The sequence below is a fragment of the Pseudomonas sp. RC10-4-2 genome (genome assembly GCF_050433085.1).
GTDB lineage: Bacteria > Pseudomonadota > Gammaproteobacteria > Pseudomonadales > Pseudomonadaceae > Pseudomonas > Pseudomonas aeruginosa.
The window spans coordinates 305,509-324,223 of record NZ_JBNPXX010000002.1 but is presented as its reverse complement, the minus strand read 5'-3'; the positions used below and the strand labels follow the sequence as shown (position 1 = coordinate 324,223).

The 18,715-nt window shown below is 66.7% G+C and carries 13 protein-coding genes; all 13 read right to left on the bottom strand.

Annotated features, from left to right (window positions below):
- Positions 1-7: 7 nt before the first annotated feature.
- Entirely contained in the window at positions 8-883 is an 876-nt protein-coding gene (locus FHW81_RS09495; protein ID WP_106120542.1) for a tetratricopeptide repeat protein, read from the bottom strand.
- 3 nt (positions 884-886) lie between these two features.
- The gene (gene pldB, locus FHW81_RS09490) at positions 887-3,124 is read right to left on the bottom strand and encodes a type VI secrection system-dependent phospholipase D effector PldB (RefSeq protein WP_057392909.1); all 2,238 of its coding nucleotides are present in this window, start codon (positions 3,122-3,124) and stop codon (positions 887-889) included.
- Complete coding sequence (locus tag FHW81_RS09485; protein ID WP_106120541.1) at positions 3,121-5,493, bottom strand: type VI secretion system tip protein VgrG; 2,373 nt, start codon at positions 5,491-5,493, stop codon at positions 3,121-3,123. The genes pldB and FHW81_RS09485 overlap by 4 nt, the downstream gene beginning before the upstream one ends.
- 270 nt (positions 5,494-5,763) lie before the next feature.
- Positions 5,764-6,564 carry an N-formylglutamate deformylase gene (gene hutG / locus FHW81_RS09480; RefSeq protein WP_003095940.1) on the bottom strand — a complete coding sequence of 267 codons (801 nt, stop codon included), beginning with the start codon at positions 6,562-6,564 and terminating at the stop codon, positions 5,764-5,766.
- A complete protein-coding gene (gene hutI / locus FHW81_RS09475; RefSeq protein WP_003114456.1) occupies positions 6,557-7,765 on the bottom strand; it encodes an imidazolonepropionase in 1,209 nt (402 codons plus the stop codon). The genes hutG and hutI overlap by 8 nt, the downstream gene beginning before the upstream one ends.
- Positions 7,762-9,294, bottom strand: coding sequence for an HAL/PAL/TAL family ammonia-lyase (locus FHW81_RS09470; RefSeq protein ID WP_003101754.1), 1,533 nt, complete (start codon positions 9,292-9,294; stop codon positions 7,762-7,764). Before FHW81_RS09470 ends, hutI begins: the two co-directional genes overlap by 4 nt.
- Entirely contained in the window at positions 9,291-10,121 is an 831-nt protein-coding gene (locus FHW81_RS09465) for a quaternary amine ABC transporter ATP-binding protein (protein ID WP_016264079.1), read from the bottom strand. Before FHW81_RS09465 ends, FHW81_RS09470 begins: the two co-directional genes overlap by 4 nt.
- A complete protein-coding gene (locus FHW81_RS09460; RefSeq protein WP_003095946.1) occupies positions 10,118-10,969 on the bottom strand; it encodes an ABC transporter permease in 852 nt (283 codons plus the stop codon). Before FHW81_RS09460 ends, FHW81_RS09465 begins: the two co-directional genes overlap by 4 nt.
- Positions 10,970-10,993: 24 nt before the next feature.
- Positions 10,994-11,962 (bottom strand): ABC transporter substrate-binding protein, encoded by a 969-nt coding sequence (locus FHW81_RS09455; protein WP_096067540.1) that lies wholly within the window; start codon positions 11,960-11,962, stop codon positions 10,994-10,996.
- A 117-nt stretch (positions 11,963-12,079) separates the two neighbouring features.
- Positions 12,080-13,483, bottom strand: coding sequence for an amino acid permease (locus tag FHW81_RS09450; RefSeq protein WP_003114460.1), 1,404 nt, complete (start codon positions 13,481-13,483; stop codon positions 12,080-12,082).
- Between the two features lie 62 nt (positions 13,484-13,545).
- Positions 13,546-15,075 carry a histidine ammonia-lyase gene (gene hutH, locus FHW81_RS09445; RefSeq protein WP_003114461.1) on the bottom strand — a complete coding sequence of 510 codons (1,530 nt, stop codon included), beginning with the start codon at positions 15,073-15,075 and terminating at the stop codon, positions 13,546-13,548.
- A 96-nt stretch (positions 15,076-15,171) separates the two neighbouring features.
- Positions 15,172-16,614 carry a purine-cytosine permease family protein gene (locus FHW81_RS09440; protein ID WP_023089713.1) on the bottom strand — a complete coding sequence of 481 codons (1,443 nt, stop codon included), beginning with the start codon at positions 16,612-16,614 and terminating at the stop codon, positions 15,172-15,174.
- Positions 16,615-16,721: 107 nt separating this feature from the next.
- Positions 16,722-18,401, bottom strand: coding sequence for a urocanate hydratase (gene hutU, locus FHW81_RS09435; RefSeq protein WP_023089714.1), 1,680 nt, complete (start codon positions 18,399-18,401; stop codon positions 16,722-16,724).
- Between the last annotated feature and the right edge of the window lie 314 nt (positions 18,402-18,715).

Here is an 18,715-nt window from a genome sequence, read left to right as displayed (position 1 = left end):
AGCCGCATCACTGCTCCGGTTTCCAGTCAGGCCGATCTGCGTCGTAGCCCTGAGTGGGATGAGGTGGTAACGGATGCTCCTTCATCAGGTTGGGAAAACGTAAATCAGGATCAGCTTCAAGCTTTTTATAGATTGAATAATATTCCTTGTGTAGTTTTTCATCGGGGGAGTACCACATTCTGTCAACATCGGGACTGGTCTTATCAAAAACTCCGGACATGAAGAGGGCAGCATCATCATTTCCTTGACTGGCAGCAAGAAGATAATATCTTGCTGCTTTTGGAAAGTTGTGTTCAACGAGTTCGTAGTAACTCCCCAACTCATAGTTTGCCGGAGCATAACCCTGACTCGCAGCACATTGGGTATATGCCAAACCCAACTCTCTGTTTTTGGCCACATAAATATAAAGCTTACCCAGTTCGGTTAGCGCCGGCGGATTTCCTAGGCTAGCAGCCTTATCAAGAAAAGTAAGACCATCAGTTGCAGGATTATTGACCCCGGCACGATTACCGATCATTGCCCCCATATTATAGAAACCTTGAGGAATCTTCAGATCGATCATTTTCTGGTAAAGGTCTAGAGCTTTCTGAGTGTCCTTCTCCACACCTCCCGGCCAACCGGTACGATAGAGGTTCGCCAAGTTATGCATGGCCTTCCAGTGGCCACGCTCCACTGCCTTGCTGTAAAGCTCGACGATACGGCCCCAGGGCCGCAGAGTATCGGGCTTGGCCAAGGCGGCTGCTTCGCGGTACCAAGCATCGGCTTGCGAATCCAACGGAGGAAGATGGTCTTTTTCATTAACGCAGACGAATGATTTGCTGTCGGCCATAACGGAAACTCCGAAACTCAGCAGGAAAGTGAACAGACAAATAGAGATACGCATCGCTCAGTCCACCGTAAAATTGGGACTATAGGGTGTGGTGACATCCCAGAACCGCAATAAATGGGTCGTTAGAGATTCACCATTTCGCTGCTGCTTCCAGTTCTTATCCATCTTCTGATTCCACAGCTTGAAGTTTTCTTCGGTCGTTTCGGCCAACTTATAAGCATGTGCCCCCCACAACTCCTCCCGCATCGCCCTCGCCAAATCCGGATTGGGTTGGGCAACCCCCAATTCGCTGTCGCTATGCATGCTGCGGACATTGATATTGGCCGAGCTGAGCAGGGTATAGAGGTCGTCCACCAGCAGCAGCTTGGAGTGCACGTAGATGTGCTTGTAGCGCGCCTTCAGCGGCGGCGCCCCGAGGGCGGCCTCGGCTTCGGCGGACATGCGTACTGGCGGCGGGCTGCCGGGGGCGGGGTCGCTGGTGGCCAGGGTGGCGATGACCACCTTGAGGCCGGGCACGTCGGCGAGCTGGTAGGGCTTGTCGTCCTCGCCGGTGTTCTTCGCCAGTTCGGGAATGTCCTGCGCGCCGAGACCGCCGAGGCGTTGCTCGACTTCCGGCGTCACGCCTTTCTCTTCGAGCGCCTCGATCTTGCGTTGCAGCCGTTCGATGTTGTTTTCCTGGCCGCGCCGGACATAGGGATCGGGGTGCGGGTTTTCCCTGAGCTGCTTCAACTGCTCGCGCTTTTCCCGCAGGTCATGCGCCAGGTCGCGCTGCACTTGCGGCATCAGCTGCTCCTGGCCCACGCCTTTCATCATGTCGTAGGTGGTCTTCGAGGCGTCGCTGGAGTCGGGGGTGTTGGTCACGACGAACAGGTACAGGTCGCCGGGCACGCCCCGGGCCTTGCGGGCCTGCGCGGTCTTCCGCAGGCGCTCGGCGAAGCCGGCATAACGGAAGTACTGGTTTTCCATGTAGACGTAGTCGGTGGCATTGCCCAGGGCCTTGAGATAGTGCTCCAGGATCGAGCGCTCGCCGTCCTGTGGCTGGGTCCGGCAAATCTGCGCAACGCTGTTGCTGGCGGGCGTGGCGATCTTCGGCAGCGGCAAGGCGTCGCGCTCGGCGGTCAGCGATGGCGTCGAGAACCAGCGCTTGTACCACGGCGTCTCGAGGTCCCAGGCCTCGCTGAAGTTGCGGCTGAGGTCGGCCAGCACCGGTCCCTGGACCTGCATGGAGATATCCTGCCAGGGCCCGAACCCGGGATCGCGACCGGCGGCGCGGTCGTCGAACAGGTGGGCACTGGTGTCCCAGTAGTTGCGGTGCATGTTGTGACCCATGACGAAGCCGATGGCCTGCGGGCTACCATAGTCGACCAGGACCATCTTCTGGTGATGGCTGGCGAACTGGGTGAGTACCAGCAACTGGCCGATGCCCAGGTCGTCGATGCCATCGGCGCGCAACAGGTGGATCAGGCTTTGCAGCCGCCCGTTGACGAGGCGTACCTGCTCGCCGTTCATCACCGGCCTGGCCGTCTGCTCGAAGTCGCGGGTACGGAACTCGACGTTCTGCAACCCACCGCCGCGTACCGCCTTGAACCAGTCGCGGGTGAATATCTGCCCCCAGGGATCCTGGCGGGTGCCGCCGGAACCGCGCTTGCCGCCGTAGCCCTGGGCCTCGCTGCTGTCGAGAGTGCGCTGGATCTCGGCGTTCTCCGCCTCCAGCTCGGCGATGCGCGCCCGCGCGTGGGCGGCGCCCCGCGGGTCGAAGCTCGGCAGCCTGCCTTCGCGGTGCAGCCGTTCCGAGCGTTCCAGGGCTTCCTGCTGCCGCGCGATGAGGTTGAGGTTATGCTGGCGCCGCTGCTCCAGCCGCAGCACCTCGTTGTCCACCGCACTGCCGCTGGCGACGCCCGAGCCCACCCAGGTGCCGCCGGAACCGCCGACGCCGGCCCCGGGGATGGTGTTTTCCTTGAGCCTGGCGAGCTGGTTGCTCCAGACCAGCACCCGCGCCTGCACTCCTTCGCGGCCCTTCGTCTGCAGCAATTCGCCGATTCGCGGTCCGTCGGGGCGCTTGAAGCGCATGGCCGGGTCGAAGCCCCAGGTGATGATGTCGATGCTGTGCCGGGCCGCTTCCATCGCCGCATGCACCGCGTCGAAGGCCGCCTGGCCATTGATCAGCGGCTTGATGTGCACACCCGCGCGCGGTGGGTAGAAGGCCTTGTTGGCGAACCAGTCGAGGGTCAGCCGGACGCTGCCGGCCTGTTGCGCGTACAGCTTGAGGGTCTGCGGTTTGTACAGGTCGCTCATGGCGTGGGCTCATCCTTGTCGGCGGCGCCGGGCCGCGAGGCGTCGCGCCGGTAGGCGTCCGGGGCGGAACGCGGCTTGTGCTGGGGCATTTCCGCCCGGTAGTCGCGGAACCCCTGTTGGGCGAGCCGATCGTCGACCTGCAGTGCGTCCGGCCGGTCGACCATCTCCACTTCGTAGGCGTGGCCATTGGCCGTCTCGATACGATAGGTGCGTTCGCCCGGAAGCGGTTCGAAGCTGATTGCGCCGCCTTCGTCGGCGATGCCCTCCTCCTTGAGGGCACCGTTGGCGTAGAGCCGATACGGTTGCCTGGCCGCCGATGCCACGCCGGGCAACGGACTGAGTTCGAAACGTAGGAGTTTCTGCGGCGCTTCGCCGATCTTCTGGGCGATGGCTCCCAACAAGGCGCCTCCCGCCGCCGCGGCGTCGGCCGCGAGCGGTTGCAGCGGCGACAGCGCACGAACGCCGCTACCGATGCCGGGGCTGCCGCCGCTGTTGATCATCACCTGGGCGCCGTCGAGGGTGACACCGCCCGGGTCGAGCCTGGCGAAGCTGCCACCGCCCTTTAGGGTCAGCTCCATGCCTGCCTCGATCACTACCTTGTCGCCGGCCTTGAAATGGATCTCGTCGCCCGCCTCGACGAACTGGCCGGTGCCGATCCTCAGGTGCAACGCGTCGGCGACGCTGAGGTGGTCGGCCGCCTTCAGTTCGACCTTGCGGTCGGCATGGACCGTGCGCTGTTCCTCGGCCCTGAACTCGCTGTAGCTATCACCCTCGACCGTGTCGTGGCGCTCGTGGCCGACGCGGATCCTCTGGTCGTGCTCGATGTTCTCGTCCCAGTCGCGCTGGGCGTGGACGAAGATCTGTTCCTGGCCCTTGCGGTCCTCGATGCGCAGTTCGTTGAAACCGCCGCCGCCGGGGTAGCTGTCGGTCTTGAAAACGCTGCGGGTCTTGTTCTGCGGCAGCTCGTAGGGCACCCGGTTTTCGCTGTGGTAGAGGCAGCCGGTGACCAGCGGCTGATCCGGATCGCCCTCCAGGAAACCCACCAGGACTTCCATGCCCACCCGCGGGATGGCGACGCCGCCATAGCGCTTGCCCGCCCAGTTGGAGGCGACGCGCAACCAGCAACTGGTGTTGTCGTCGGCCTGGCCGAGGCGATCCCAGAAGAACTGCACCTTGACCCGGCCGTATTGGTCGCAGTGGATGGTCTCGCCGGCGGGGCCGGTCACGACCGCTGTCTGGCAGCCCAGCACGCGTGGCCTGGGATGCTCCAGCGGGGGGCGGAAATGCGCGCTCCAGGGAGTGGCGACGAAATGGTTGCGATAGCCCTGGCGGAAATCGCCCTGGCCCTGCGCGACGTCGCTGTCGATCGACTCTTCCAGTACCTGCGGCTGCCGCCCTTCGTGGAGAACCTCGGTAAGCAGCCAGAGATCGTTCCATTCGCCGCGGGGATGCGCGGACAGCGTCAGGAAGTGTCCGCTGAGCAGCGCCGGTTCGTCGCTTTCGCCCCTGGCCTGTAGGTAGTCGGCGCGATGCCGTTCCAGCGCGCGACGGCTCAGGTGCTTGCCGCGCTCGCGGTGGGTGAAGCGGCCGGGATAGTCGTAGTCCTCCAGGTCCGGTTGCTGCGCCCCGGGCTGCGGGCCATGGGCGGCCTGCATCTGCAACGCGGGTTGCTCGAAGTCGTAGTCGCGCCGGGTAACCCGGCTGGCACGGGTGTCGAAGCGCACGCCGAAGCGCTTGACCACCGGCTGGTCGGCGACCAGCCCGGCGTCCTGCACGTAGGCGACGGGGCGTTGCAGCCGCGGAAAGGAGGTCTGGTCGTCGCCGAAGACCAGCACATGGCCCTGGGCAGAAAACTCATGGTGGTAATGGATGCCCTCCTCCTCGCAGAGCCTGCTGAGGAACGCCAGGTCGGTTTCGTCGTACTGCGTGCAGTATTCGCGGGCCGGGTACGGCGTCGGACCCAGCTGGAAGCGGTAGGCGTCGGCGAGAATGCCGTGGCCCTCCAGCACCCGACCGATGATTTCCGGCACGCTGAGGCGCTGGAAGATGCGTTGGTCGCTGCACAGCCCCAGGTAGGCCAGGCGCGGCTCCAGGGTCGCGCGATAGCCGGTCAGGCGCTTGCCGGAGTCCCCCTGGGCGATGCTGGTGAGCTGTCCGTGGACCCCTTGCCCGCTCGGCGAGAGGATCAGGAAGGCCGGCTGGTGCAGCAGCGCGTCGAGGTCCAGGTCGGATCGCTCGCTGACCAGTTCCAGGTCGAAGCGAAAGGGCTGGCTGATGGCTTCGCGACCGCGGAAGGCGAGTACCTGGAAGTCGTGCCGGAGGTTTTCGATGCGAAGGCTGAAGTGCGTCTGGTTGGCGGGGGCGAACATTCACTGTCCTCTTGGAAACGCAGCCGTGCGTTCCTGGCGTATTCGGTTCCGGGCGCGACGCGCGTGCGCCCGCGCGATGGAAATGCTGGCCGAGAGGATAGAGGAGAACAGCTGTGCAACTCTTTGCGCACTCGGCCTCCCGGCCGCATCAACGCTGACCTCAATAAATTTGTAACAGAAAATTTCCAGAATGCCGACACGGACGCCCCACCCCATCCGCGGCATTCACGTCCGCCAGGACGGGCCAGGCGTCCGCCGCCTCCGAGCACCTCAGGCGTAGCGCTCGCGACCCCAGGCGAGGAGGCTTTCCAGCAGTTCGCGGATGACTGCGCGGGTCGCTTCGGCGAGGTCCGCGCGGTAAGCGAACGGGGCCTGCTCGTCCATGTAGGTGCACTGCGCCAGCTCCAGCTGGACGGCATGGACGTGCTGCTCCGGCTGGCCGTAGTGGCGGGTGATGTGGCCGCCCTTGAAGCGCCCGTTGAGCACATGGCTGTAGCCTTCGGCGGCAGCGCAGACCGCCTCCAGGCGGGCCGCCAGCGCTGGATCGCAACTGGCGCCGGCGTTGGTGCCGAGATTGAAGTCGGGCAGTCGGCCGTCGAACAGGTGCGGCACGTGGGAACGGATCGAGTGGGCGTCCCAGAGCAGCGCGTAGCCGAACTCGGCCTTCAGCCGCGCCAGTTCCTCGGCGATGGTCCGGTGGTAAGGCGTCCACACTTCGGCCAGGTAGCGCATGCGTTCCTCGGCGGACGGCGCCATGCCTTCGCGGTAGAGCGGCCGGCCGTCGAACAGGGTGTCCGGATACAGGCCGGTAGTGGCGGTGCTGTACAGCGGCTTGTCGTCGGAAGGGCGGTTGAGATCGACTACATAGCGCGAATAGTGGGCAGCCAGGGTGCTGGCGCCCAGTTCCTCGGCGAAATCGTAGAGCCGGGGAATGTGCCAGTCGGTATCGGTCAGCGCCCGCGCCTCCTCCACCAGGCCGGCGTCCACCGCCGGGGTCAGGCGCGTGCCGGGGTGCGGCATGCTGATCAGTAGCGGCACGCGGCCGCGCTTGAAACTCAGGACTTCATCCACGGTATACCTCCTCGGCGTGGCGAATGACGCGTTTCGGCAGATCGCCGCCCAGCCAGTAGGCCAGCTCCGCCGGACGCTCGATGTCCCAGGCGACGAAGTCGGCCAGCTTGCCGACCTCCAGGCTGCCGTGGCTGGCTTCCAGCCCCAGCGCCCGGGCGGCGTGCAGGGTGACACCGGCCAGCGTCTCCTCCGGGGTCAGGCGGAACAGGGTACAGGCCATGTTCAGCATCAGGCGCAACGACAGCGCCGGCGAGGTGCCGGGATTGAGATCGCTGGCAATGGCCATGGCCACGCCGTGCCGGCGCAGGGCATCGATCGGCGGCAGCTGGGTCTCGCGCAGCAGGTAGAAGGCGCCCGGCAGCAGCACCGCGACGGTACCCGCCTCGCCCATGGCGCGGGCGTCGTCCTCGGTCATGTACTCCAGGTGGTCGGCCGACAAAGCCCGGTAGCGCGCCGCCAGGCTGGAACCGTGCAGCGAGGATAGCTGCTCGGCGTGCAGCTTCACCGGCAGGCCCAGCTCGCGGGCGGCGATGAATACCCGCTCGACCTGCGCCGGGGAAAACGCCAGGTGCTCGCAGAAGGCGTCCACCGCGTCCACCAGTCCCTCCCCGGCCAGCGCGGGGAGCATCGTCGAGCAGATATGCTCGATGTAGTCGTCGGCGCGCCCGGCGTATTCCGGCGGTAGCGCATGGGCAGCCAGGCAGGTGCTGCGCACGGTCGCCGGCAGGCGTTCGCCGAGGCGGCGGATGACCCGCAGCATCTTGCGTTCGCTGGCCAGGTCGAGACCGTAGCCGGACTTGATCTCCAGCGCCGTCACGCCGTCGCGCAGCAAGGGCTCCAGGCGCTTGCGCGCGCTGGCCAGCAATTCTTCCTCGCTGGCCTCGCGGGTGGCGCGTACGGTGCTGGCGATACCGCCGCCGGCGGCGGCGATCTCGGCGTAGCTGACGCCCTCCAGGCGCTGCTCGAATTCGCCGCTGCGGTTGCCGCCGAACACCGCGTGGGTGTGGCAGTCGATCAACCCCGGGGTCAGCCAGGCGCCACCGAGGTCGATGCGTTCGGCGTAGTCGCCGGGCGGCAGTTCGGCGCGCGGGCCGATCCAGTGGATCAGCGGACCGTCGGTGACCAGGGCGGCGTCCTCGACGATCGAGTACTTGCCGCCCTTGAGGGTGGCGGCATGGCAATGCTGCCAGAGTCGTTTCATTGCAGGTCTCCTATGCTCGCGGCCAGCCGGGCGAGACTCTTCCGCTCGCCTAGGATGGCCGCCGCGCTGGCGATGTCGGGAGCCAGCCAGCGGTCGGTGTCGTACGCGGGCACGCGCTCGCGCAGGATGCCCCAGGCCGCCGCGGTGCCCTGGCCGAAGCGTTGCGGGGCGAGGAATTCGAAGGCCTGGGCGGCCAGCAGGTACTCGATGGCGAGGATCCGCCGGAGGTTCTCCAGGGCCCTGCCAAGCTTGAGCGCGGCACTGGTGCCGAGGCTCAGGTGGTCCTCCTGGAGCGCCGAGGTGACGAAGTTGTCGACCACCGCCGGCTGCGCCAGCTGGCGGTTCTCGCCAGCCAGGGAGGCGGCGACGTACTGGGTGATCATCATCCCCGAGTTGACTCCCGGCTTGCCCACCAGGAACGCCGGCAGGCCGCTGACCAGCGGGTTGACCAGGCGATCCAGGCGCCGCTCGGCGACCCCGCCCAGCTCGGCCACGGCGATCGCCAGCAGGTCGGCGGCCATCGCCACCGATTCGCCGTGGGGATTGGCCTGGGATACCACCCGATAGGCTTCCGGCGTACCCAGCAGCAGCGGGTTGTCGGTGGCCGAGTTGAGTTCGGTCTCTATCTGCCGCGCCGCGTGGGCCAACTGGTCACGGCAGGCGCCATGGATCTGCGGTATCGAGCGGATGCTCAGGGCATCCTGGGTGCGGATGCCGCGGGCGTTCTCCAGTACCTGGCTGCCAGCCAGCAAGGCTCGCAGATTGGCGGCGACCCGCTGCATCCCGGGATGCGGCTTGAGCGCAACGATCTCGGCGTCGAACGCCGCCAGTTGGCCGCGCAGGGCCTCGAAGCTCATCGCCCCGATCACGTCGGCCCACTGCGCCAGGCGCTGCGCGTCGTCCAGGGCCAGGCAGGCGAGGCCGGTCATGCACGGCGTGCCGTTGACCAGGCAGAGCCCGTCCTTGGCTCCCAGGCGCACCGTCGCCAGGCCTTCCGCCGCCAACGCGGCGGCGGCCGGCACGACGCTGCCGCGGTAGCTGACCTCGCCGATGCCGAGCAGGGCGATGCCGACGTGCGCCATGTGGGTCAGGTAGCCCACCGAGCCCTGGGCCGGCACCTGCGGGGTAATGCCGTGGTTGAGCAGCGCCAGCAGCCCTTCCACCAGCGAACGGTCGAGCCCGGACTTGCCCTGGCTGTAGTTGGCGACGGCGGCACAGATGATCGCCCGGGTCTGTTCGTCGCGCAGCGGCTCGCCGACCCCGCAGGCATGGCTGAGCAAGGTGTTGCGCGACAGCTCGGCGAGCTGCTCGCCTTCCAGCAGGACGTCGCACAGCGCGCCGAGGCCGGTACTGATGCCGTAGGCACGCTCGCCGTTGGCGACGATACGGCAGACGATGGCGCGGGCGTTGTCGATCCGTGCCCAGGCCGCCGCCGACAGTTCCAGGCGCGCACCGTGCCGGGCCACCGCGACCAGTTCCTGCCAACGCAGCGGACCGTCGCCGAACACGACGCTCGGTAGGTCGCTCATAGGTTCGCCACCCGCCGCTGGACGAAGCGGTCGACGTAGTCGTCGGCCGGCTGGTGGAGGATTTCCCGTGGTGTGCCGACCTGGATCAGTTGGCCGTCCTTGAGGATCGCGATGCGGTTGCCGATGCGTACCGCCTCGTCGAGGTCATGGGTGATGAAGACGATGGTCTTGTGCAGGGTTTTCTGCAGTTCCAGCAACTGGTCCTGCATGTCCGCGCGGATCAACGGGTCGAGGGCGCTGAAGGCCTCGTCCATGAGAATGATCTCGGTGTCGGCGGCCAGCGCGCGGGCCAGGCCGACACGCTGGCGCATGCCGCCGGAAAGCTGGTGCGGATAGGACTTCTCGTAGCCCTTCAGGCCCACCGTGGCGATCCAGTGCAGGGCCCGCTCTTGGCACTGCGCCCGGCTTTCGCCGCGAACCTTCAGGCCGTAGGCGACATTGTCGAGCACGCTCTTGTGCGGCAGCAGGCCGAAACTCTGGAACACCATGCTGATCTTGCGCCGGCGGAATTGCCGGAGGGCTTCCATGTCGTAGCGCAGGATGTCCTCGCCATCCACCAGGATCTCGCCGCTGGTGGGGTCGATCAGGCGGTTGAAGTGGCGCACCAGGGTCGACTTGCCGGAACCCGACAGGCCCATGATCACGAAGATCTCGCCAGCGCCGATGGACAGCGACAGGTCGTTGACGCCGACCACGCAGCCGGTCTGCGCCAGCACTTCGGCCTTGCTGCGTCCCTGGCGGATCAGCGCCAGCGCGGCATCGGCGCGCGGGCCGAAGATCTTGAACACGTTCTTCACTTCGATCTTGTTCATCTGCGCACCGCTCATTTGCTCGTCTCGTGCCGGGAACGGCCATAGGCCTGGGTGATGCGGTCGATCACCACCGCGAGGATGACGATCGCCAGGCCGGCTTCCAGGCCCTTGCCCACGTTCAGCGTCTGGATGCCCACCAGTACGTCTTCGCCGAGGCCGCGGGCGCCGATCATCGAAGCGATCACCACCATCGACAGGGCCATCATGGTGGTCTGGTTGATCCCCGCCATGATGCTCGGCAGGGCCAGCGGCAACTGCACGCCGAACAGTTGCTGCCAGCGGTTGGCGCCGAAGGCGTTGACCGCCTCCATCACCTCGCTGTCGACCTGGCGGATGCCCAGGTCGGTGAGGCGGATCAACGGCGGCGCGGCATAGATCACGGTGGCGAAGATCGCCGGCACCTTGCCCAGGCCGAACAACATCAGCACCGGGATCAGGTACACGAAGCTGGGCATGGTCTGCATGATGTCCAGCAGTGGCATCAGCACCGCGCGCAGGCGGTTGCTGCGCGCGGCGAGGATGCCCAGGGGGATGCCGATCAGCACCGAGATGAAGGTCGCCACCAGCATCAGCGCGAGGGTCTGCATCAGCTTGTCCCAGAGGCCGACGGCGCCGACCAGGAACAGCAGGCCGGTGATCACCAGGGTCGGCAGCAGGCGCCGGGTGGCGTGCCAGGCGATCGCCGCGACGATCGCCAGCAATAGCCACCAGGGCGTGGCGCGGAGCAGCCCTTCGAGGTTGACGATGGCCCACAGCAGGGTGTCGGAGATCTTGCGGAACAGGTCGCCGTAGTTGGTCACCAGGGCGTCGACCCAAGCGTTGACCCAGTCGGCGATGGAAAATGTCAGGCGTTCGGGAAACATGGTCTGCTCTCGTCGGTCGTGGGTTCAGAGTGCCGCTTCGATCTTCTTCGCCGCGTCCTCGTCGACCCAGGCGTGCCAGACCTCGGGGTGCTCCTTGAGGAACTCGCGCGCCAGGCGCGCCGCATCGATCCGGTCCTTGGCCATCCGCGCCAGGTCGCTGTTCAGCAGCTCCGCCGGCAGGTTGACCTTCTCCAGCACCGCCACCAGCTCCGGCGCCTGGTCGTGGAAGGTCCGCGACAGGCCGACCTGGATCCTGATGCGCTTGTCGACGCCGGGCCTTTCCTCCAGGCGCACCAGGTCGGCGCGGCCCATCAGCGGCGTCGGCGACCAGTAGTAGAACAGGATAGGCTCGCCGCGCCGATAGCTCGACAGCACCGCCGCGTCCAGTGCCGGGCCGGTGCCCGGACGGAAATTGGTGAACGTCTCCTCCAGGCCGTAGCTTTTCAGCATCTCGCTGTTCTCCAGCTCGCAGGTCCAGCCGGCCGGGCAATTGTAGAAGCGCCCCTTGCCCGGTTCTTCCGGGTCGCGGAAGACCTCGGCGTACTGCGCCAGGTCGGCGATAGAGCGCAGCTTCGGCGCCTTCGCCTCGAGCTTGCGCTGCGGGTCGCCCTCGATCACGTAGCGCGGCACGTACCAGCCCTCCACCGCGCCGACGATGGGTTCGCCGACGCCGACCACCTTGCCGGCCGCGGCGGCCTTGTTCCAGGCGTCGCTGCGGCCGATCCACTCCTCGGCGAAGACCTGGATGTCATTGGTGCTCAGCGCCTGCTCCATGGTGATCGAGTTGCCCGGCAGGCTGTCGGTGGTACAGCCGTAGCCCTTGGCCAGGACGAACTGCATCAGTTCGGTGAGCAGCGTCCCGCTCTCCCAGTTCAGCCCGGCGAATTTCACCGCCTTGCCGGACTCGCACCAGCCTTCCGCCTGGGCGCCCGCCGCGGCGGCGAGCAGGCCGAGGGCACAGAGAACACTCAACATCGTCTTCTTGTATCGCATGGTTCGACGCTCCAGATGCACGATTGGGAAAGGCAGTTGGAAAACCTGCGGGCCGCGCCCGGGGGAACGGCCTCGATCATTGTTATTGGCCGGCGGCTCAGGCCGCCGTCGGTTCCGTCACAGCCCTCCCTGGGCCTGAAGCACGCCATGCGCGGCATCGCCCTTCGGCCTGACCCAGCGCCGGTAGGCGATCACCAGCAAGGCGATCCAGATAGCCCCGACCCACAGGGCCGGGCGGGTGTCCGGGAAATAGCCGAGCACCACGAAGATGAACAGCATGAAGACGATCGCCGCCGCCGGCGCGAATGGCCACAGCGGCACCGGGAACTTCAGCGCGGCGACCTGGCGCGGCCCCATGCGCCGGCGCATGCCGACCTGGGCCAGGAGGATCATCAGCCAGACCCACACGGTGGCGAAGGTGGCGATGGAAGCGATCAACAGGAATACGCTCTGCGGGATCAGGTAGTTCAGCGCCACGCCGAGCAGCAGGGCCACCGCCATCAGCAGCACGGTCATCCACGGCACGCCGTGCCGCGACACCCGCGAGAAGCCGACCGGCGCCTGGCCCTGGCGGGCCATGCCGTAGAGCATGCGACCGGCGCCGAAGATGTCGCTGTTGATCGCCGAAATCGCCGCGGTGATCACCACGACATTGAGGATCGCCGCGGCCGACTCGATCCCCAGGCCGTCGAAGATCTGCACGAAGGGACTGCCGTTGCTGCCGATCTGCTGCCAGGGGAAGATCGCCATCAGCACGAACAGGGTCAGCACGTAGAACAGCAGGATGCGCAGCGGCACCGCATTGATCGCCCGCGGGATCACCCGCTGCGGGTCCTGCGCCTCGCCGGCGGTGATGCCGATGATCTCGATGCCGCCGAAGGCGAATACCACCACCGACAGCGAGGCGACCAGCCCGGCCCAGCCGTTGGGCAGGAAGCCGCCGTGCTGCCACAGGTTGTGCACGCCGGTGGCGGACGTCGCCGCGCCGCCCAGGCTGAAGCCGAAGAACATGATGCCGAGCCCGGCGAGAATCATCGCGACGATGGCGCCGACCTTGACCAGCGACAGCCAGAACTCCAGCTCGCCGAAGACCTTGACATGACAGAGGTTCAGCCCGCCGATGAACAGCACGATGGACAGTACCCAGATCCAGCGCGGCACGTCGGGAAACCAGAACCCCATGTAGATGCCGAACGCGGTGACATCGGCGAGGCAGACGATGATCATCTCGAAAGCGTAGGTCCAGCCGGTGACGAACCCGGCCAGGGGGCCGAGATAGCTGCTGGCGTAATGGCCGAACGAGCCGGACACCGGCTCGTGCACTGCCATCTCGCCGAGCGCGCGCATCACCATGTACACCGCCGCACCGGCGACCAGGTAGGCCAGCAGCACCGCCGGCCCGGCCATCTGGATGGCCGATGCGGAACCGTAGAACAGGCCGGTGCCGATCGCCGACCCCAGTGCCATGAAACGAATATGACGGGCGTTCAGTCCGCGCCGAAGCCCCGTGTCGTGCGTCATCCCTCGGCTCTCCTCTTGTTGTTCTTGCTGGAGCGCCCCGGCCGAGCGGCCGGGGGCGGGTATCAAAGACTCGGCAACAGCCGGGCCGGCAGCAGCGCGTTCAGGCAACCGCTGGCGAGCAACTGGCTGGCGGCCTCGATATCAGGGGCGAAGAAGCGATCCTCCTGGTAGTACGGCACCTTGTCGCGCAGCAGGCGGCGAGCCTGCTCCAGCTTCGGCGAACTCTTCAGGCCCTCGCGGAAGTCCAGGCCCTGGCAGGCGCCCAGCCACTCCACGGCGAGAATCCCGCGGACGTTCTCGGCCATCGCCCAGAGCCGTTTGCCGGCGTTCGGCGCCATCGACACATGGTCTTCCTGGTTGGCCGAGGTCGGCAGGCTGTCGACGCTGGCCGGATGGGCCAGGGCCTTGTTGTCGCTGGCCAGCGCGGCGGCGGTGACCTGGGCGATCATGAAGCCGGAGTTGACCCCGCCGTTGGCCACCAGGAACGGCGGCAACTGCGACATGTGCATGTCCATCATCAGCGAGATGCGCCGTTCCGACAGCGAACCGATCTCGGCCAACGCCAGGGCCAGGTTGTCGGCGGCCATCGCCACCGGTTCGGCGTGGAAGTTGCCGCCGGAGATCACGTCGCCCTCGGCGGCGAATACCAGCGGGTTGTCGGACACCGCGTTGGCTTCGATCTCCAGCACCTCGGCGGCCTGGCGCATCTGGGTCAGGCAGGCGCCCATCACCTGCGGCTGGCAACGCAGCGAATAGGGGTCCTGGACCTTGTCGCACTTCTCATGGGAGCGCGCCACCTCGCTGCTGGCGGTGAGCAGGTCGCGATAGGCCGCGGCCACGTCGATCTGCCCACGCTGGCCGCGCGCGGCATGGATGCGCGCATCGAACGGCGCCCGCGAACCGAGCATGGCCTCGACGCTGAGCCCGCCGCAGACGGTGGCGGCGGCGAACAGATCCTCGGCCTCGAACAACCCGCGCAGCGCGTAGGCGGTGGACACCTGGGTGCCATTGAGCAGGGCCAGGCCTTCCTTCGCCGCCAGGGTCAGCGGCTCCAGCCCGGCCACCGCCAGCGCTTCGGCGGCCGGCAGCCACTCACCGCGATGGCGCGCCCGGCTTTCGCCGATCAGCACCAGCGACATGTGCGCCAGCGGCGCCAGGTCGCCGGACGCACCCACCGAGCCTTTCAGCGGGATGTGCGGATAGACCTCGGCGTTGATCAGCGCGATCAGCGCGTCGATCACCTTGCGGCGGATGCCGGAGAACCCGCGCGCCAGGCTGTTCACCTTGAGCAGCATGACCAGCCGCACCATGGCGTCGTCCAGCGCCTCGCCGACGCCGGCGGCATGGGACAGGACGATGGAACGCTGGAGCTTCTCCAGGTCGGCCGGGGAAATCCGCGTCGAGGCCAGCAGGCCGAAGCCGGTGTTGATGCCGTAGGCGGTGCGGCCCTCGGCGATGATGTTCTCGACACAGGCGACGCTGGCGGCGATCGGCGCGTCGGCGCTGGGATCCAGGCTCAGGCGCACGGGGGCCAGGTAGGCTTGGCGCAGGTCGGCCAGGGTCAACTGGCCGGGTTTCAGATGCAGGCTCATCGAAGGCTCCTTGTTCGGTTCGGCGGGCTCGGCAGCGCCGTCCGCCGGCGGCGTTTCATGGGATTGAAGGCGGCCGCGCCGCCCTGGAAATTCGTCTCAGGCCCCGTGCGCGGGATGTTCGAAGGCGCCGGGATCGGCCGGCAGGATCATTCGCGCCGGGGCCTGGCGCGTGGCCTTGCGCCGCGCCACCAGGTAGTAGAGGACCGCCGGCACCAGCAAGCCGATGATCCAGGAGATATCCACGCCGCCGAGGTGCTCGACCATCGGTCCGGTGTACAGCGTGGTCGCCAGGAACGGCATCTGCACCAGCACGCCGAGGGTATAGACGGCGATTCCCGGCAGGTTCCAGCGACCGTAGCGGCCGTCGGGGTCGGCCAGCGCGGGCACGTCATAGCGCTCGCGGGTGATGAAGTAGTAGTCGACCAGGTTCACCGCGCTCCACGGGGTGAAGAAGGTCAGCAGGAACAGGATGAAGGACTTGAACGCAGCGAGGAACGAGTGCTGGCCGAGCAGCGCGATGAGCGTCGAGGCGCCGACGATCGCGAGGACGAAGAACAGGCGTTGCACGCGGGTGATCTCCAGTTGGCCGCGTACGCTGCTGATGATGGTCGCGATGCACATGAAGCTGCCGTAGGAGTTCAGCGTGGAAATGGTCACCTTGCCGAAGGCGATGCTGAAGTAGAGCAGCGCGGCGACGGTCCCGCTGCTGCCCAGGCCGACGATGTAGGCCACCTCGCGGCCGGCGAACTGGCCGTTGGCCAGGGCTGCGGAGAACACCCCGAGGACCATCGAGGCCTGGGCGCCGAGCACCGAGCCGAGGCCGACGGCGAGGAAGGTCTTCCACGACGAGGTGGACGCCGGCAGGTAGCGTGAATAGTCGGCCACGTAGGGGCCGAAGGCGATCTGCCAGGACGCCGCCAGCGACACCGCGAGGAGGAACGAGGCCCAGCTGAAGTGGCGGATGGCGAGCAGATCGCCGATGTCGCTGAGCAGCATCAGGCGGCTGAACAGGTAGACGAAGGCGATGATGCCGAGGACGCTGGCGATCCGCCCGATGATGTGGATGACGCGATAGCCGAGCACCGTCACCAGGACGATGAAGGCGGCGAAGATGAAGATCCCGGCGCTGTCGCTGAGCCCGGTGAGCTGGCCGATGGCCTGGCCGGAAAGCACCGTGCCGGTGGCGGTGAAGCCCAGGTACATCAGGCACACCAGGGCGATCGGGATGCAGGCGCCGTAGACGCCGAACTGCACCCGGCTGGAAATCATCTGCGGCAGCCCCAGGCGCGGCCCCTGCGCGGCGTGCAGGGCCATCACCGCACCGCCGAGGAGCTGGCCGATGAGCAGGCCGACCAGCGACCAGAACACGTCGCCGCCGAGGACCACGGCGAGGGCGCCGGTGACGATGGCGGTGATTTGTAGATTAGCCCCCAGCCAGAGGGTGAACTGGCTGTAGAGGCGACCGTGACGCTCGTTCGCCGGGATGTAGTCGATCGAGCGCCGTTCGATCAGTGGCTTGCTGTCGCTGCCCTGGGTCATGCTGCTGTACTCCGCTGCGGCTCGCGCGCCGCCATTCTTGTTGTGGCCTGGTCGGGACAGTGGGCGGCCGCCCCCACGCCCCGCCGGCGTGGAGGCGGTTTCCGAGGTCAGCGCTGGGCGGTGATCATCGGCAGGTTCAGGCCCTGCTCCTTCGCGCAATCGATGGCGACCTGGTAGCCGGCGTCGGCGTGCCGCATCACCCCGGTCCCCGGGTCGTTGGTCAGCACGCGGGCGATGCGTTCGGCGGCCTCGTCGCTACCGTCGCAGACGATCACCATCCCGGAGTGCTGGGAGAAGCCCATGCCCACGCCGCCGCCGTGGTGCAGCGAGACCCAGGTGGCGCCGCTGGCGGTATTCAGCAGGGCGTTCAGCAGCGGCCAGTCGGACACCGCGTCGGAGCCGTCCTGCATGGCCTCGGTCTCGCGGTTGGGGCTGGCCACCGAGCCGGAGTCGAGGTGGTCGCGGCCGATGACGATCGGCGCGGACAGCTCGCCGCTGCGCACCATCTCGTTGAAGGCCAGGCCGAGCTTGGCGCGCAGCCCCAGGCCAACCCAGCAGATGCGCGCCGGCAGGCCCTGGAAGCTGATGCGCTCGCGGGCCATGTCCAGCCAACGGTGCAGGTGGGCATCGTCGGGGATCAGTTGCTTGACCTTGGCGTCGGTCTTGTAGATGTCCTGCGGGTCGCCCGACAGCGCGGCCCAGCGGAACGGACCGATGCCGCGACAGAACAGCGGGCGGATGTAGGCCGGGACGAAGCCGGGGAAATCGAAGGCATTGGCCACCCCCTCTTCCTTGGCCATCTGGCGGATGTTGTTGCCATAGTCGAAGGTCGGCACGCCCTGCTGCTGGAGCGCCAGCATGGCCCGCACGTGTACCGCCATGGACTGCTTGGCGGCCTTGACCACGGCGGCCGGGTCGGTCTGCGCGCGGTCGCGGTACTCTTCCCAGCTCCAGCCGGCCGGCAGGTAGCCGTTGAGCGGATCGTGGGCGCTGGTCTGGTCGGTGACCATGTCCGGGCGTACGCCGCGGCGAACCAGTTCCGGAAGGATCTCGGCGGCATTGCCCAGCAGGGCGATGGAGATGGCCTTGCCTTCGGCGGTGTAGCGCTGGATCCGCGCCAGGGCGTCGTCCAGGTCCTTGGCCTGCTCGTCGACGTAGCGACTGCGCAGGCGGAAGTCGATGCGGCTCTGCTGGCACTCGATGTTCAGCGAACAGGCGCCGGCCAGGGTCGCCGCCAGCGGCTGGGCGCCGCCCATGCCGCCAAGGCCGGCGGTAAGCACCCAGCGGCCCTTGAGGTTGCCGTCGTAATGCTGGCGGCCAGCCTCGACGAAGGTTTCGTAGGTGCCCTGGACGATGCCCTGGCTGCCGATGTAGATCCACGAACCGGCGGTCATCTGGCCATACATCGCCAGGCCCTTGGCGTCCAGTTCGTTGAAGTGTTCCCAGGTCGCCCAGTGCGGCACCAGGTTGGAGTTGGCGATCAGCACCCGCGGCGCGTTGGCGTGGGTCTTGAACACGCCGACCGGCTTGCCGGACTGTACCAGCAGGGTCTCGTCGTCGTTCAGTTGCTTGAGGGTCTCGACGATCCTGTCGTAGCACTCCCAGTTGCGCGCGGCGCGGCCGATGCCGCCGTAAACCACCAGTTCCCTGGGGTTCTCCGCGACCTCCGGGTCGAGGTTGTTCATCAGCATGCGCAACGGCGCTTCGGTCAGCCAGCTCTTGGCGGTCAGCGTAGTGCCGCGCGGGGCGCGGATTTCAATATCGCGGAATTTGCTCGGGGTGGTCACGGCAGGCTCCTGGGCGTGGCGTTCAACGGGCGGCGCCCCGCGAGGGTGCGCCTGAATTCGGGGACGAAGCAGAGGTCGGGCTGGGTCTACCGAACACATCTATGCTTGTACATACAAGTATAAGCAAAGGAAGGGCCAATTCTGCCGTCACGCCCTCCGGCGATATCTGCACACCCCCGTGAATCTCATTCAACACGTTGATTTTTCTGGAGTTAAGAATTAGCGAAGGTAGCCTCTCCCCCGGGAGAAGGAGCCTGCCGGAACGGCCCTGGATGCACGTGGTCGAAGCGTGCGCGCACCGGTTTGGGGCCTTC